Annotated in this window: 15 protein-coding genes; 5 read left to right on the top strand and 10 right to left on the bottom strand. The window is 60.6% G+C overall.

Annotated elements, in window-relative coordinates:
- Positions 1-78: 78 nt before the first annotated feature.
- The 4 genes from VGY55_20025 to VGY55_20010 all read right to left on the bottom strand — a co-directional run bounded on the left by VGY55_20025 (position 79) and on the right by VGY55_20010 (position 3107).
- Complete coding sequence (locus tag VGY55_20025; protein HEV2972273.1) at positions 79-696, bottom strand: hypothetical protein; 618 nt, start codon at positions 694-696, stop codon at positions 79-81.
- A 193-nt stretch (positions 697-889) separates the two neighbouring features.
- Positions 890-1579 carry a hypothetical protein gene (locus VGY55_20020; GenBank protein ID HEV2972272.1) on the bottom strand — a complete coding sequence of 230 codons (690 nt, stop codon included), beginning with the start codon at positions 1577-1579 and terminating at the stop codon, positions 890-892.
- 17 nt (positions 1580-1596) lie between these two features.
- Complete coding sequence (locus VGY55_20015; protein HEV2972271.1) at positions 1597-2286, bottom strand: type II secretion system protein; 690 nt, start codon at positions 2284-2286, stop codon at positions 1597-1599.
- 416 nt (positions 2287-2702) lie between these two features.
- Positions 2703-3107, bottom strand: coding sequence for a hypothetical protein (locus VGY55_20010; protein ID HEV2972270.1), 405 nt, complete (start codon positions 3105-3107; stop codon positions 2703-2705).
- Here VGY55_20010 and VGY55_20005 point away from each other — a divergent pair.
- The gene (locus VGY55_20005; GenBank protein HEV2972269.1) at positions 3100-3267 is read left to right on the top strand and encodes a hypothetical protein; all 168 of its coding nucleotides are present in this window, start codon (positions 3100-3102) and stop codon (positions 3265-3267) included. The genes VGY55_20010 and VGY55_20005 overlap by 8 nt on opposite strands.
- A 122-nt stretch (positions 3268-3389) precedes the next feature.
- Here the strand turns inward: VGY55_20005 and VGY55_20000 are convergent, their stop codons facing one another.
- The 3 genes from VGY55_20000 to VGY55_19990 form a co-directional block, all read right to left on the bottom strand.
- Complete coding sequence (locus tag VGY55_20000; protein HEV2972268.1) at positions 3390-4607, bottom strand: formylglycine-generating enzyme family protein; 1218 nt, start codon at positions 4605-4607, stop codon at positions 3390-3392.
- Positions 4608-4788: 181 nt separating this feature from the next.
- Positions 4789-5937, bottom strand: coding sequence for a DNA topoisomerase IV subunit A (locus tag VGY55_19995; protein ID HEV2972267.1), 1149 nt, complete (start codon positions 5935-5937; stop codon positions 4789-4791).
- A gap of 31 nt (positions 5938-5968) precedes the next feature.
- Positions 5969-8113 carry a DNA topoisomerase VI subunit B gene (locus tag VGY55_19990; GenBank protein HEV2972266.1) on the bottom strand — a complete coding sequence of 715 codons (2145 nt, stop codon included), beginning with the start codon at positions 8111-8113 and terminating at the stop codon, positions 5969-5971.
- A gap of 545 nt (positions 8114-8658) precedes the next feature.
- Between VGY55_19990 and VGY55_19985 the strand changes: the two genes are divergently transcribed.
- Positions 8659-9000 (top strand): hypothetical protein, encoded by a 342-nt coding sequence (locus VGY55_19985; protein ID HEV2972265.1) that lies wholly within the window; start codon positions 8659-8661, stop codon positions 8998-9000.
- 43 nt (positions 9001-9043) lie between these two features.
- On the top strand, positions 9044-9409 hold the full coding sequence (locus tag VGY55_19980) for a hypothetical protein (protein HEV2972264.1): 366 nt from the start codon (positions 9044-9046) through the stop codon (positions 9407-9409).
- 231 nt (positions 9410-9640) lie between these two features.
- Here the strand turns inward: VGY55_19980 and VGY55_19975 are convergent, their stop codons facing one another.
- A complete protein-coding gene (locus VGY55_19975; GenBank protein HEV2972263.1) occupies positions 9641-10531 on the bottom strand; it encodes a hypothetical protein in 891 nt (296 codons plus the stop codon).
- Between the two features lie 398 nt (positions 10532-10929).
- Between VGY55_19975 and VGY55_19970 the strand changes: the two genes are divergently transcribed.
- Both VGY55_19970 and VGY55_19965 read left to right on the top strand, forming a co-directional pair.
- Entirely contained in the window at positions 10930-12042 is a 1113-nt protein-coding gene (locus VGY55_19970; GenBank protein HEV2972262.1) for a Gfo/Idh/MocA family oxidoreductase, read from the top strand.
- Positions 12043-12051: 9 nt separating this feature from the next.
- Positions 12052-13071 carry a beta-ketoacyl-ACP synthase III gene (locus tag VGY55_19965; GenBank protein ID HEV2972261.1) on the top strand — a complete coding sequence of 340 codons (1020 nt, stop codon included), beginning with the start codon at positions 12052-12054 and terminating at the stop codon, positions 13069-13071.
- Between the two features lie 711 nt (positions 13072-13782).
- Here VGY55_19965 and VGY55_19960 read toward each other — a convergent pair.
- Positions 13783-13989, bottom strand: a complete 207-nt coding sequence (locus VGY55_19960; protein HEV2972260.1) for a hypothetical protein — start codon at positions 13987-13989, stop codon at positions 13783-13785.
- A gap of 499 nt (positions 13990-14488) precedes the next feature.
- Entirely contained in the window at positions 14489-16396 is a 1908-nt protein-coding gene (gene hemE / locus VGY55_19955; GenBank protein ID HEV2972259.1) for a uroporphyrinogen decarboxylase, read from the bottom strand.
- Positions 16397-16421: the final 25 nt, after the last annotated feature.

The raw sequence follows: 16421 nt of genomic DNA, 5'->3' as shown, positions 1-16421 counted from the left end.
GCGGAGCGACCCATTCTAGCCGCGATCGCCCCAGCACGCCATCGGCGCAGAATGCCCCGCTGAGGCCAATCGCCAGCGTCAGCGCCCGAAACCGGGGAGTGAAACTCCGCGCTGAGATGCGCGGGCTTGCATCAATTGTGTGTAAGTCGTCCACTGCGCGCGGACGTCGGCCGGAACCGACGACAGCATTTGATTGCGGCGCGCTGCGCGGTCGGCGGCCGAACCGTTTCCGGTGGGCCCCGCGCCGCTCGTGTTCTGGCCGGCTTGAGCATCGGCACGGCGCTTGGCAATTTCCTGCTGTATCGCCAGTGCGAAATCGATGTCTTTGTCCAACTGCGCCGTTTGCATGTCGGGCGGCATCGCGAGAACATCCGTTACGTGCTGGATGATCACTTGCTGAAACCCTGCCCCAGCGGCCTTGCGGAGATCGGGAGGGAGATTGCTCACCTTTTTGAATAGGTCGCCCAGCACGGCGAGCTTTTCTTTATTATCCTGACCTGACTGCGGTGTATGATCGGCGAGCTTGGCTTGCAACTGGCGGACTTCCGCCAGTCGCGGATTGGCGTCGAAGCAACCCAGCGCATAGGCCACGCCGGCTCCGACTGCGCCCAGGGCGACCAGCGACCCGGCCGTCCAAATCGCGAGGCGGCGTCTGGTTGTGCGATTTGCCGTCAACGTCGCGGATTGCGCGCTCATAGATTCCAGTGCTATATCGCGCCTTGTAGAGGAGTTCGCCAGAATTCCAGACCTTCCGCGGCGCGCAAGTCCGAATTCTGGCGAATTCGGCCACGACTCTGCGACCGAGCGATCAAGATTCGGCCGCCCGAATAAATTCAACAATGGCAACGTCAAGCGAGCGGCACGATGCACGTAGAACCTGGTGCCGCGCTCAACCTCCTCGCCCGCCCCCGCCGCCGCGTCCGCCGCCGCCACCCCCGCCGCCCGGCATGGTTATACCGCGCTGGTCCGCTCGGGCCTTGACAAGCTGCCGCATGATCGTTCGCTCGGCTCTCGAATCGGCAGGCGTTGAAGACAAATAGCGATCGCGCCGCGCGTTTGCCTGATTGGGATCGAAACCGCCCCTGCCGCCGCCGCCCCGTTGGCCGCCGTTGCCATTGCCATTTCCGCCGGGCGGCCCGTTCCCGCCTTGATTCGCGGCCCTATCCGCCCATTGCTTCTGCCGTTCAACCATCCGATCGAGTTCCTTGTCGATTTCCTTATTGCGGTCTGCCTCCGACATGGCAAGGAGTTTCCTGTCCCGCTCGTCCTCCTGCTTGTTTCTCTCCCTCATGCGCGCCTCGAAGTCGGGATTCGGAATCTGGCGAAGGGCGTCCCAAGCTGCCTTCCGGGCATCTTCGGTCGAGTTCTGGTCGCGCGCCTTCGCCAGCAGAGCATCGCGCGACGGGCCGCGAAACATGGCATACGCGCCAACACATAAGAAGAGCAGGATCGCGGCCAGCACTGCCCATTTCCACTTCGAGCGTTTCTTTGATCCGTTGGAATTGCGCGACGCGGCAGGCCGTCGGCTTCCGGGCGCGTTGATCGCCACCGCTTTGGTCGGCATAGGCCGACCGGCCATGACTCGTTTAGCTGGGATCATTGGTCATCCACATGTCCGTCGAGATAAAGGTAGTTTTGTGACCCGGAGGGTTCTCCCATCGGGCCGTGAAACGCTTCGTAATCGTACATGATCTGGACCGTCGTGCTGGCGAGGTCCTTTCCGCTACGGCTTTTAAGAGCTTCCGGGCGGGTCTTGCCAATTATCTGGACTACAGTTCCGGCCGGCGCGCCGACGGGCAGCGGAAGCGTGTGCGTGAAATTGCCATACGGGTAGTCATAGCTGCACTGCGTTCCCATTCCCCCCGGCACCTTATCGAAATATGTCTTGCCGATATCGTTAGACGTAATGGTCGTGCCGTTAATGTCTTGCGAGAAAACATTGTCGCCAGGACAGCGGAACACTTGCTGGTCCTTCCCAACGTAGTTGAAAAGCGTTTGGTCGATCGTCTGTAGGTTTTGCGGCAACGGCGGAGGCATCGGAACCAGCTTAAACTCCTGGCAAACCGGAAACCTCCCGCCCGATCCGGTCGATTTGCGGTCCAAATACATTAGGAACGCCAGCCCGATTTGCTTCAGGTTGGAGGCACATTGAGTGCGCCGGGCCGCATTCCGAGCGGCCTGGATCGCCGGCATCAATAAGCCGACCAGAATGCCGATGATGGCAATAACCACCAGGAGTTCCACCAAAGTGAAACCCTTCGGCTGTAAGCGATCCGACTTGCCCATCGTCGCTTCACTCCGTCTTGGATTGGTTGAAAACTGCGCCAAACTCCCTGGTCTCCGCGACCCCTAGCTGAAGGCAGCACGGGCTCTCGGGGTGCAGCCATTGGCTGATCTCTCACACCATACAACCCCGGCATGGCCGTGAGGTTTCGTCGATTCGGCAAAAAAATGGCGCACTTTCCGACGCCATTGTCGTCCGTCGCGTTTGGCAGCGGCCAATATCCCTGTAAGTGATTATGCCATTTGCACTTGCCCGATTCCATATCAAACGGCGTGAATGTTAATATGGGATGATTGAGAATGATGAGGTGCCCCTCGCCGGCGAAAGCCTGCCGCCGACCCCGGCCGAATTCATCAGGCGATTCTCGTAGCGGGTCGAGAGCCCGATTCAATCCTACGAACTGCACGTGTCGACAAGCTCAACTCTTCGGACCGAACAACGACTCCGTGCCCCGAATCAAATCTACGAACTGAATGGCGCGATTGGGATAGGACTTATAAGCGACACGGACGACATAGGCACGCAGCGCGCCGCAGAACCGATACGTCTCGACCAAGTCTGGGGCACCGCCGCGTCGGCCAGCATGAGGATCTTCGGTTTCCGTCATCAAGGCGATAATGCGCTCCGGATTCGATTCGGTCGCATCGGGCGAGTACCCCAGCAGTTTATGGACATCGTCGGTGGTGATCGGCTTGATGTCCTTGCTGATCTCCGCGCCTGTTTTTTCACCTGGCAGTTTGGCATTGAGCAGGTCGTACGCGTGGCTTTGCGGCATGCGTCCGTGGAACACATCGAACGCCAACAACAGGATGAAAATGCCCAAGATCGAAAGCAGCACGATTCGCGAAGTCGGCCAACGCGCCTTCGGGTTCGCGGGCACGCTTTGCGAAGGATCGCCGTCAGTCGGGGCAGGAGACGTGGGGAGGTTTTCAGACATCGTGCAACTCGACTTTGCGATGGGAGTCTTGATCCGCCAATCGTGAAGACAACCAAAACGCCAGTCTAATCGCGTAACGAGGGGTTGAACAGCCGGAAAGTGGCGATAGATGGCGCGGCGAGCGACGGTCAACCCGCCGGCGCAGCCGGCCCGATGCTTCCCGAGCCCCTAGCCCCTAGCCCCCAGTCCCTCTCCTACCACGCGGAAGCCGAGGTTGAAATACCGGCTCTGCGGCGTGTTGTAGTTGCGGAAGGCCGAGCGGACGTACATCGCCCAACTGTGCCACGCCCCGCCGCGGCGGACGTGCTGCCGGGCGGGCGGCGGGCCTTGCGGATCGTCGACCGGCGATTTCGCATAGTAATCTTCCGCGTACCAATCCGAGCACCACTGCCAGACGTTGCCATGCATGTCGTACAGCCCGAACGGATTGGGTTGAAAGCTGCCGACCGGAGCCGTGAACGCGAAACCGTCATCTCCCTTCAAGGCGAACTTGCTCCACTCCGGAAAAACCCTGGCGCTCGATTGATCGTAGGTGTTGGCAATCTTGACGAGCGATTCCGGATCGTCACCCGACCAATAGCGCGTGGTCGTGCCGGCGCGGCAGGCATACTCCCATTCGGCCTCAGTCGGCAGGCGATAGGTCATCGGGCCTATCCGAGAGCCGCCTGCGGAGAGGGGGACAGTCCCCTTTTTTTCCCGACCATCTGGCGATGGTGCCCGCTCCAAAAAAGGGGACAGTCCCCGGCGGTTCTCGGATAGTCCCTTGGCTTCCTTCTCGCTAAGCCATTTGCAGAACGCCACCGCGTCGTTCCAACTCACGTCCACCACCGGATGAACGTCTGTCTGCGGAAAGCCCGGATCGCGCCACGTGTGTTTCGGGTTCCGCTCGGCGTCGAGCTTGCCGGTCTCTTTGTTGTAGCCGTAGCCGCCGGGACCCGTGCGCCGCGAGTCGCCGGGCGTATCGAGTGAAGGATCGTTCCGCTCGGCGTCGGTCTTGTAATTGGTTTCGTTGACGAACTGCTGGAATTGCCCGCGCGTGACGGAATAGATCCCCATATAAAACGGCCGGGTGATCCGCACTCGGTGGACGGGATACTCATCGGTGTGATTGAACCGCCGCGGCTCGTATTGCGTGAAGGTTTTCTTCATCTCGTCGAGCGATTCATGGCTCCCCATCATGAATTCGCCGGCGGGAATCTTGATGAGCTTCAAGCCGATCGAATTGGTGATCGTCTCGGCCGCAGCCCGGATGTTTGACGTATCGTCGCGAACCGCGACGGCGCCGGGACTGGCCGGCTCGGGTTTTGCCCGGTCGGCGGACCACACCACATGCGATCCAATGGCGAAGACCATCATCGCGACGACGCTGCGAGAGACAAACCGCATCAGAAACCTCGAAACGCGCTACAATGGTTGATCGACAACGATCGAAAAGGGCCGCCAAGCGATTTGAGCCGCTGCGGAAACAAATTGCCGGGGAACGGAACGCCACGGAGGGCGTTCCCACAAAAAGGGTTTTGGGTTAACCACATTCGTAGTAAACCCTAGGAGCAACGAGCTTTCATCCCTAATCCAGCCAGTTCTGCTCGTCCAACCGAGCGGGAACGTAGGTCTCGGTGACATAGCTGATGTCTTTGGAGATCAGGGCCTCGACTTCGAGCTTAAAGCCGTTGCGGAGCATCAGCTCGATCTCTTTCTGCCAGGGTTTTTTCCCCTTGAACCAGGGGTATTCCGCGATCTGCTTGGCTCGCTTGATGTCGGTGTCGTTGAGGCTGATCTTGACGCTCGGCGAGAGTTCGCAACGCTGGAAGTCGATCGAGCGGAGGCCGAGGAATTTCGCGTCCGGGATGGCCATTCGCTTCGATTCGTAAGCCAAGTTGATCGAGCCTTGCTTGAGGACGCTGTAGATGTAGTATCCCCAGGGGTCATTGTCCAAGAGGCAGTAGACGGGCAGTTTCAGTTCGCTGTGCAGTCGATAAAGCATCCGGCGCACGCCACGCGACGGCTGGCCCCCGCCATGCGTCAGCAGGCAGTTGTATTTGCGCCAGAATTTGTCTTCGTTGAAACGTCGCCAGACGGTGTCTTTTTCGACATGCAGGATGAATTTGGCATCGCACTTGATGAATTGGATCACTTCGGGCTCGCAGATCGAGGGAATGCTATAGCCGCCGGAGCCCATCCGCGCGCAGTCGATTTCATCTCCGCTGTCGTTAAGCGTGATTGGACCGACCATCCCGCCGCGGTTCGAGGCATAAACGTGCAGTTCTTCGCGGAGGCTGTTGAGCGTCACCTCCAAGTCTTCGATCACGGGGTCGCACTCGGCCTGATCGGCGAACGTCTCTTCCTTGGTGCCCTCGATCGTGTGCTTGAGCAGATAAAACAGACCTCGGATGCTGGTAGTCTTGTCCTGATCGATGAGCGTTTTACAGCCGCTGGCCACGAGCACCGTCTGCATGTAACTTTTGGCTTGCGAAAGATTGAATAGGTGCCGGCGGTTCTTGGCGCTGCCCATCTCGATGAACCGCTTCTGCCTGTTGTACTTCACGTTCGACAGGCTGCGGGCGGGAATATCGAGATGCGGATCGCGGCGCTTGTCGGCGGCCGTGACCACGTCGTTCGCGAGGCCGACGATTTCGCCAAGTGTCTTCTTGTCGCGCGGGTTGAGCTTGCGCTTGGCGGTGGCCGTTGCAGTCGATTTGGCGGATTTATTGGCCATTGACGCACTAATTCAGGTTGAACGGTCGTTCTTACTTAGCGGGCAGTTGCGCCGGATCGGGGAGCGGTTCCGGACCGACGATCAGCACATTCTTGCCCAAATCGAGCGCCTCCCCGTCTTCGATCGGGTGGCCGCGCTCGTCGAGTTCCACGTCGGCGTCGGCCGTCTTTTTCTTGGCCACCAAAAGCAGCTTGCTGTAGAGGTCGTCGCGGTCCACGCGGCTGATGTCGCTCACCGCGGTGGCCACCTCGCCGAGATAGCGCAGGAAAATGCTCCGCCGCTCTCCTTCTTGCTTCACTCGCAGCCGGCGGCGGAGATACATGCCCAGCTTCCTCCCCACCGCCTGGAGCGCGAGCCGCAATTCCTTCTGAATCTCCGGATACGAAGCGATTGCTTCCTTCGATTCGCTAGTGAAGGGGACCCAGACGCTGGCCATGTGGACCATCACCGTCACCGGCCCGCTGGGCAACGAGCCCCGCGATTGGCTCAGCCCGTAGCTTCGCCAATTGGTGGACATGACAGTCTGCGTGATGGCGCAGCCGGCGTGCTGGAATTGCAGCGGCACGCGGTTGGCGTACCGCAGCACGTTCATCGTCTGCCCTTCGTCGAGATTGACGCTGTGCATCGCGGCGTGAAGCTGAGCGATTTCCGCTTTCTTGAGCCGGCCGGGAGAAGTTCGCGTGCCCAGCTTCGCCTCTTCGAGAATCTTGTCGGCCGCGGTCGTGCCGAGTCCGGCGAAGGTGGTGGTGAGGAACTGGCGCAGCGTTCGCGCATCGCTTTGGCCGAGCAGGTCGTGGAGTGTATCCAGCGGCACGCGCTGGGCGGTCGGCGTGCCGCCGTAAGCCAGCGCCGCCTCGATCACGAACGGATTGCCGCGATAAACGGCGGGGGGCCGCGTCGCCGCCACGTAGAACTCGCCCGGCAGAACCTGGTGCAGCCCTTTGAGCAACAGCTCCTCGCCGATCGGCGAGATGCAGTCGGTCGAAGGGGCGCTGATTCGCGTCTGTTGAATAGCTTCGTAGAGGGCCTGCGCTTCTTGCCGGCCGATTTTGGCCGTGTTCATCCGGGTGCTGAGCTTCGCGGTCTCGCACAGCTTCCTGGCCACGGCCGGCGTAACTCGAGAGAACGCGGTCGTGAGAAACTGAGTGAGCGTCGAGGATTTGTCGTCCTTGAGCATCGCCAGCAGCCGGCCCAACTCGACGCCGTAGGGATGCGGCTTGATCTCCTTCGGCTCCGGCGGCAAATGATTCGTCGAGCGCTCGAACGTGCGCAATTCTCCCTCGGGATCGAGGTAGTGCAGCCGGACGTGCGGATTGGCGATCGCCGTTTGCTCGAGATACTCGTCGACGCTGCCGCGGCCGTGCTGAAAGCGCCCTTCGAGTTCGATCGTCACCCGGGTGCCATGGACGACCTCTTCCGCGCGATCGTTGACGGGAATCCATTCGATGCCGTGCGCCGCGATGTACTTGGTGCCCGGATCCCCCGAGGGAATATCGACCCCGTCGCCGCGGCCATTCAAGATCTCCGGCTTGTTCTTCTTGGTGTCGATCTGGATCTCATAGTAGTGCATCGGGGAGCGCTTGGATATCTTGGAGATGATCTTCACCGGCTTCCCAGTGGTCAGCACGCCGTACATGCCGGCGGCGCTGATGCCGATCCCCTGCTGGCCGCGGCTCATCCGCAGCCGATGGAATTTCGAGCCGTAGAGCAGCTTGCCGAAGATGAGCGGGATTTGCTTCTTGAGTATCCCCGGCCCGTTGTCCTGGACGCCGATCTTGTAACAGTTCGTGCCGGCCGCCTCGATGTGAACCCAAACCTCAGGCAGAATCCCAGCCTCTTCGCAGGCATCGAGCGAATTGTCGACCGCTTCCTTTACCGTGGTGAGCAGCGCCTTCCGCGGGTTGTCGAAGCCCAGCAGATGGCGGTTCTTCGCGAAGAACTCGCTGACGCTAATATCGCGCTGATCGGCGGCCATCGATTGGGCAGTTGCCCGGCGGCGGCGATGCCCGTGCGCGGCGCCGTGGCCGGAAGGTCCGGGGGCGACGCCGTTCAGCGAATGCTCGACATGCTCTTCGTCGAGCGCTGACGAATCTTCCGCCGAGCCGTTGACGCCCGGCACCGCGCCGTTATCGTTCGGGATGCGCGTGGGCCTTGCCGCGGCTTGAACGGCTACCACGGCTTTGATTTTTAGCGATCGCTTACGGGAGACTCGAATCAAGGTGCGAACTCCAGTTTGGAGGTAGAAGCGGTGTCCCGGTGCTTGAACTCACGCGGCCAGATGCCGCGTTCACTAGTGCGATGCCAATGTAGCCCGTCGGATTGGCGTGAGGCAACGCCGATCCGCCGGACCATTCTGGTTGATAACAAATGTTCAGTATTTTGAGGATGCCGTTGGCGAGGATCGCGTTAGCGCCAAGCCGCTGCCGAGCATTGCCGGCCGACTGCCAACGTCTGAGCGCAACTCTCATGGCTACAAAGAGATAAGAGATTACAACTACGGCAACTTTGCCAATTATAACGGTTATCCGGCACTCCGCTAGACCGTCCCGATCGTCAATCCCGGCACTCTAGGACGATCTGGCATATCCCGCACATAAAGATTCACCGGCCTCACCGGCACAGGTCGAGACACACATGGACGGATGCGTTGGTTCGGGCAGCGATGAGCAGAAAGCTCGCGGCGCCCGACTTGGATATATGCCTGAAAGAGGAGCTAGACCCATGCTCAAATTGCTTCGTTCGTCGGTCAGCGCGGTGGCGGTAATCGTCGCCTTGAATTGGCTGGGCGCCCGCACGGCGTCGGCCCAGGACTATTGCAGCCGCGGGTTCACGCCGGACCTGTTCTACAACTACTACGTCGCACCGGTCACCTGCGGTTGTGCCGGCGCGATGGGCGCGCAGTTGTATGTTTCGCCGCGGCCGGTGCCGCCCTTGGTGGGACACACCTACATTACCTACCAACCACTGTTGCCGCAGGAATTCCTCTACCCGCACAAGCGCGTGTACTACACGCCCAATGGTCCGTACGCACCGGTCACTAAGACCCACGTGTGGTGGTACTGAATTCAAAGTACGAAGTAAAAAGTACGAAACCTAGGAACGTCCCATGAAGAAGCTACTGCTTTGCGGCGTCGCCGCGGTTGCTCTCTCGCTGTGCGGCCTGACGGGCATGTCGTCGGCCGAGGTTCCCTTTCCATACATCTACCGGCACAGTCTCTATATGCCGTGGCATGGTCCATATGCCGACGCGGAGTACGGCGAGCCGATCGCGCTGGTCGTGCCGCCAACCGCCGCGTTCAAGACCGAATACCATTGGGGCGTCGGCGGCAAGCGCGTCGTGCCGATCTACCATCAATTTGGAAGGCCCTATCCGGGGCCGATCGGCTATGTAGGCAACGGCTTCCTGCCAACGCCAGCGTGGCCCAGCGACACGACACAGTTCGGCGTGTATCCCATTCGCGGACCGTGGTAGGCGACCGGATGTGACGCCGAGCGAGCGTGCGTGGCATCTGGCCAAGTGCGTTTGGCATTGGCCGAGCGGGTGTGGCCCTGGCCAGCGCAGTCGGCCAGTGCCTGGGCAGCCGTCCGAAAACAGGGGCGCGCCGGTCTGAAAAAGAATTTCCAGACCAGTGGGCCGAAGCCGCAAGCCGGCAATGGCCGACGTTGCTGGCCAGTGGCACACTGCATAAGTGTTTCCCAGTCGCTACTTCGTCGTATCGGCCTTGTCCTTGTCGGCCGTCTTGGCGTCGTCGGGCTTCTTGTCCTCGGCCGGTTTGGGATCAGGCGTCTTGGCAGTTTTGTCGGGTTTCTTGGCATCGGTCGTGGCGGCGTCGGCGCCGACCGACGATTTGTCGGCGGACTTCGCGGCGTGCAGCGGGGCCTTCTTCTTTGGCCCGGTCAGCGGATTGGCCATTTCGACCGTGACCTCGGAGGCGTATGCGTTTTGTTCCCGTCCCTTCAGAAACCAGCCTTTGACTTCCATCTTGTCGCCCGGCGAGGCGAACGACAGATCGGCGACATTGACCTTGATCTTCGCATCCTGAGCGACCTCGGCATGGACCGTCATACCGGGGCAGGCCACGATGATCGCGCCCTTCTTGATCGCCGAAATGCGACCGGCAATATCGTAGGGACTGGGAACCACGGAGGGGGCCTTTTTCGCCCCCGACGTTTCAAGAGCGTTGCCCGTCGGCGTGGCGCCAAGCGGGTCATTTTCGCTGGGCGTGAAGATTTCCAGCTCCTTCACCTGTTCGGCGGCCTTACCCTTTTTATCGATGTCCCCTTTGAATTTGACGAACAACCCCGGCATGAGGAAATCGGCGGTCGCACTCCCCTTCACCATCACTTTCGCGTTTTTTTCAAGTTTGATGAGCCAAGGATCGCCATCCAGCACCGCTTTGAAAACGCCATTTCCGACGGCTTCAACTTCTCCTTTGCCGCGCAATTCTTGCTTCAATTGTTGCTGTTGTTGCTGCTGTTGTTTGTTGGGGCGCAAACTGTAACCGCCGCCGATTTGCTGCGCCTGCGCCGCGGACGAAATCACCGCCGCCCAGGTCAACGCCACAACCAATCCAAACCATGAACGCGCGGCCATATGAACACCCTTTGCCTTTTTTCCGAGAGGTTTTGGAGAGGAAAGTCGCTGGCGGGCGCAACGGCTGCGACAAACGAGCAGCCCGAAGATGCCTCTTCCGTCGTGCCGCCTCACCGTTTCAGCATAGCCGCCTGCCCCGGAAAAAACTAGCGTTTTTGCCTGTTCGTCGGGGGGCAGCCGAATTGGGAGAGTGCAAGTCGAAGCGCGAAACGGCGCTCGGCCGCTCTTGTCGAGGGCCGCGAAAACACGTAACTTAGAACGCCTAACAAATCCGGCGGGCACTGTCCCCTTTTTGCGCAGTCCGCGGAGCAAAACGGGGACTGTCCCCTTCTCCCAGCCGGATTTTGTTAGGCGTTCCGACGAGCTTTAACATTGGCCCGCCAGGTTTTCTTGACGATATGTCGCGCGAGTCCGTCGTTCCCGTTCGAGTCGCTCTGATTGGCGCCGGACGCGTTTGCGATTACCACCACGTGCCGGCCCTGCGGCTCGATCCCCGAGCGCGGCTGGTCGCGGCTTGCGATGCGGACCAATCGTTGCTGCAACAGCGGCGCGGCGAGTGGGATCTGAAGAAGATCACGACGCGATTCGAGGAACTTAGTGATGATCCCGAGATCGACGCCCTGGTGATCGCGACCCCCAACGCCAGCCACCGGCCGATCGCGCTGGCGGCCGCTCGGGCCGGTAAGCACGTCATGTGCGAAAAGCCGCTGGGGCTGAACGCCGGCGAGGTGCGCGAGATGCACCACGCCGCGCGCGACGCGGGCATTGTTCACATGACGGCCTTCACCTATCGCTTCGCGCCCGCGATGCGCTATCTCAAGCACTTGGTCGCCAGCGGCGCGCTCGGCCAGCCCCGGCACTTTCGCAGCCAGCGATTCCTCGATTGGCCGGAAACGAGCTGGGGCTGGCGGCAATACAAATCGTCGGCGGGCGCCGGCGATCTCTATGATATGACGATCCACCGCATCGATTTCGCGATGGACCTACTCGGCCCAATCCGGCGCGTTTGCGGTGCGCTGGCTCGGTTCGCCGAGCGCATCAAGACACCCGACGGGCGGAGTTGCCCGCCGTCGGACGTCGACGACTGGTCATGCCTGATCGGCGAGTTCGCCTGTGGAGCGACCGGCGTTTGGGAGGGAACGACGCTGGCCAAGGGCTACGGCCGCGGCGGCTTTGGCCACGAGTGGGCCGAGATCAACGGCTCGGAAGGTTCGGCCGTTTATCAACTGCATCAGCCGAATACGATACTGTTGGGGAAGACGGGCAGCGATCTGGCGCCGATCGAAGTGCCGAAGGAGTTTCTCAAACCGGCCGGCAGTCCGAGAGACCCGGCGGTCGGCGAGCCGGCCACCGTGTTCCGCTATGATTTAATGTGGGAGTTTATCTCGGCAATCGTCGAGCGGCGGCCGGCGGTGCCGAGCTTCGTCGATGGCCTGAATGCTCAAATTGTCGCTGACGCAGTGATCCAGTCGTTTGAAAGCCGAGCTTGGGTCGAACTGAATGCAGAATGAAGAACGAGCATGACTGATTTCTCAGAGCAGAACCTGCATGCTCCTGTGCGGCGACTAACCGGCGTTCGGGTCGTCGGAGTTGGAAGCTACGTTCCCGAGAAAATCGTCCGGAACGAAGACCTGGTCCACTTCGGTTGCGACCCGGAATGGATACTTCGCCGCACCGGCATTCACGAGCGGCGGCACGCGCCCCCCGAGATGGCCACGAGCGATTTAGCGGCGATCGCCGCCGAGCGCTGTATCGCGCGGGCCGGCCTCGCAAAGGACGACATCGATCTGATCGTGCTCGGCACTTTCACGCCCGATATGACGATGCCCGCGACGGCTTGCCTGGTGCAACATAAGATGGGAATCTGCGCTCCCGCGATGGATGTGCAGGCGGCATGCGCGGGCTTCTTTTACGCCCTGGCCACGGCGATGCAATTCGTCGCCACCGGGTGCAGCAAGTTGGCTTTGGCGATCGGGGCCGATTGCAACTCGCGCGTGATCGATCCCCAAGACGTGAAGACGTATCCGCTCTTCGGCGACGGCGCCGGCGCCGTGCTGCTGGCGGCCGGCCAGCCGACGCAAGGCTTCGCCGCCTATGCGATGGGGGCCGACGGCTCGGGCTTCGATCTGCTCAATTGCCCGATGGGCGGCTCGCGGCTGCCGGCGAGCGCCGAGCGGGTCGAACAGCGATTGCAATACCTCAAGATGTACGGCAAGCCCGTGTTCAAGTGGGCCGTGCGCCTGCTCGCCTACAGCATTCGCGAGGTGCTCAGCGCCGCGAAGATGACGATCGGCGACGTCGATCTGTTTCTGCTGCACCAAGCCAACGCCCGCATCCTCGACGCGGTGGCCGAGGAACTCAAGATCGACCCCGCCAAGATGCCGATCAACCTCGACCGCTATGGCAACACCTCATCCGGCAGCATCCCGCTGGCTCTCGACGAATGCCTTCAACAAGACCGCATCCACCCCGGCAGCAATCTGCTGATCAGCGGCTTCGGCGGCGGGCTGGCTTGGGGGACGGGGCTGTTCCGCTGGTGAGGATCGCGTGAGTAACTATGGCGGAGTTACTCTACGAGTCGGAGGCGGCCGGGACCAGTTGAGCTTTATTCGATCGCAGCCAGTCGCCGAGATCCTCATACGACGCAGCAAGAAATCTGCGAGCTGGTCGTCAGAAATCCGGTCGATGGCCGCCAAGAACATTTCATACGGCGTCGATTAGTTATGAACGACCGACTGGAGTTCGCTTGCGTCCAACAATCGGAGAGCTTGGTTGAAACGGCAAAAATCGCAGCATTCGACAATATCAAAGAGGTTTCTGTCTGCTCTGTCTTTCTCGTTGTCAAGGAGAGCGCAAAGATGGCTCTTGACCAATTCGCCTAGACGATCATAGCCTGACTTGGTGATGCGCCAGTCTACCCTGCTGAAACCAGTAAGTAAGCCGGCCTCCCGCAACTTTTTTCTGGCCCATTCTATCCAGTTGCGAAACTTGTCTTGTCCGTTTTTCGTCGTTCCCCAGTTCTGCGAGTTGGTTCCGAGGAGTTTTTCAAGTTAGGCGGTAACATCGTTCAGGTCTGAGCTACGGCGATCCACCTCGATCCGCCCATTGCGGATTGCAATTTCTAACAGCAATGGAAGACAAAAATCAACTTGTCGAATTGTTCTCATAGCACCAAATCCTCTCAGTTCAGGGGATATGGCCGCACCGCATCAGTTGATCTCGCGGCGTAGTGAGCCAGGAATCAACAATCATCAGCGCTTTCTCTTCGCCTTGATCTCCGTGGCGATCTCGTCGAGCGACAAGTTATCGAACAATTGTGCGCGCTCCTTGGTGTAGTTCCCGGAGCCGGTCTGAAATTGACTGAGAAAGCGCAATGTATCCACTACGCCAATCTCACGGACCAGGATATCGGTGGCCTGCTGATTTACTTCAGCTAACGGCCGTATTACGGGGGTCATGGCGCGATCTCCACAAGCAGTTCAACCGGGGACACGATTATCGTGGCGAGCCACTTCAACTGTTTGCTTTTCTTGATCAGTCCGTCGTCGCACGTGCAAAAGTAATCAGTTTTCGTCGCGGACGCTGATGCGATGTGTAATGCGTCCAATGGTTTCAGGCCAGCTTTCACGAGCGACTCGGCGAGAGCCTCGATTTCGTCGCTCAACTCTACAACGCGACTAGCCAAGCTCAAAACGTCGCCGACACGCCGCTTCCGTTCGGTGTGCGGAATTCGATCCACCTCGAATTGGACGACCTCTGACGATATCAATTCTATCCCGCCCGATCCAACCAAGCGCAAAATCGCAAGGACGGCTTCCGCCTCGATGTTGATGCGTAATTGCGAGCGGTCATCAAGCGGTCGCTGAAGGCAGCAGACATCCAAGTAGACTCGCATGGGTCCATCTTACTTTACGAAACATATCGGCAACAATGTGTCATCAACGAGATCCCAGCGATTTACGCCCGTGCGCTGAACTCATGCACCGCGTCGACGAGTGCGATCGCGTTATCCGGCGGCGTTTGCGGGAGCACGCCGTGGCCGAGGTTGAAGATGTGGCCTGGGCGGCCGGCGGCTTGACGGAGGACGTGTTCCGCGCGACGGCGAATCTCGCTGCGGTCGGCCAGGAGCACCGCCGGGTCGAGATTTCCTTGGATGGCTTTGTTCGCGCCGATCGCGCGCCAGGCGTCGTTGAGTTCGATCCGCCAATCGGCGCCGATCACCTGGCCGCCCGCCTCTGAGAGCAGCGGCAAGAGGGCTGGGTTGCCGGTGGCGAAGTTGATTACCGGCACGCCGGCCTGAATGCCATCGATCACGGCCTTCGTGTGCGGCAAGACATGCTGCCGGTAGTCATCCGGACCGAGGCAGCCGACCCAACTGTCGAACAATTGGACCGCCTGGGCACCGGCGGCAATTTGGGCATTCAAGTAGCGTGTCGTCGCTCGCACCAGCCGGCTCATCAGCGCGCTCCACGCGCCGGCGTCTCGATGCATCAGCGTCTTGGTATGCAGGTAGTTGCGGCTGGCTCCTCCTTCGATCACGTAGCTGGCGAGTGTGAACGGCGCTCCGGCGAAGCCCAACAGCGGAATCTCCGGCGACAAGCCGGCCCGAGTGAGCCGAACCGCCTCCATCACGAACTCGAGCGATGCCACGCCATCGAGTTCCAGCACGCGATCGACGTCGCGCGATTCGCGCACCGGATTGTGAATCACCGGGCCTTCGCCGCGCGTGAATTCCAGTTCCATTCCCATCGGTTCCAGAATCGGCAGCAGATCGGCAAAGATGATCGCCGCATCCACGCCGAGCCGCCGCACCGCCGCGATCATCACCTCGGCGCACAACGCGGGATTCTTGCACAGCTCGAGGAACGAGGTCTTCTCGCGGATCGCGCGATACTCCGGCAGATAGCGCCCGGCCTGACGCATCAGCCAAACGGGTGTGCGTTCGGTCGGTTCGAGTCGGCAGGCCTTCATAAACGGGCTGTCATACCATGGCTGCCCCTGACCGCGCGGCGCGAGCGACACGCCCGGCTCGGAGACAATCGGATTTCCGACCGGCCCGGTCGCAGATGCCAGCGGCACGTTGAAAATCGCCTTGCGGCGTTTGCGCGTTAGCAGTTCGCCCGAGCGCGACGCGGCCACGACCAACTGCCCCATGCCGGAATGTTCCGGCTCCAGATCGACGGAAAATCCATATTGCCGCAACGTCTCGCTCGTGTCGGGACCGATCGAAGCGATCACCGCTTGCGACAAGCCGAATCGCAGCGAATCGGTCAGCCCCAGCCGCTCGGCCATCAGCAACAAGTTCGTCACCTGATGACTGGACGTGAAGAGCGCGACATCGATCAAACCGTCAGCGATGGCCCGGATGTTGTTCTCGAGCGGGCCGGTGTCCTCGGGCAAATCCCAGCGGTAGACCTTGAGCTTGAGGACGATCGCCCCGCGCGCCTCCAAGCCGGCGACGAGGCTCGTATTCGGTTGGCCATATTCCACGAGCGCTACCGTTTGGTTGGCTACCGGCGCGCGCTGGTCAATCACGGCCAACACCTCGCGCCACGTGTTCGGCTCCTCGGTGCGATGAGTCGGAGTGAGGCCGAATTCCTTGAGCACGGCGGTCGGCTTCGGGCCGCGAGCGATTGTGACCACGTCGGAGATCGCTTCCAGAAACCGCTTTCGATTGACGTGCCGCTCGACCTGGCCGATGAGATGCCGCACGCCGACGCCCGTCATGAAGATGATCCCATCGACCTGTCCGGTCAGCAGCCGGTTGGCAAAATCGATCGCCTCGGGATTGCGCTCCAGCGCCACTTCGCGCATCGACGGGCTGATCGACGGCGCGCCCCCCATCCGCGAAATGAGGGCAGCCATTTCCTCCGCTCGCCGGCTTTCGAAT

This window comes from Pirellulales bacterium, from assembly GCA_035939775.1.
Taxonomy (GTDB): domain Bacteria; phylum Planctomycetota; class Planctomycetia; order Pirellulales; family DATAWG01; genus DASZFO01.
This window is presented reverse-complemented; position numbering and strand designations above follow the sequence as displayed.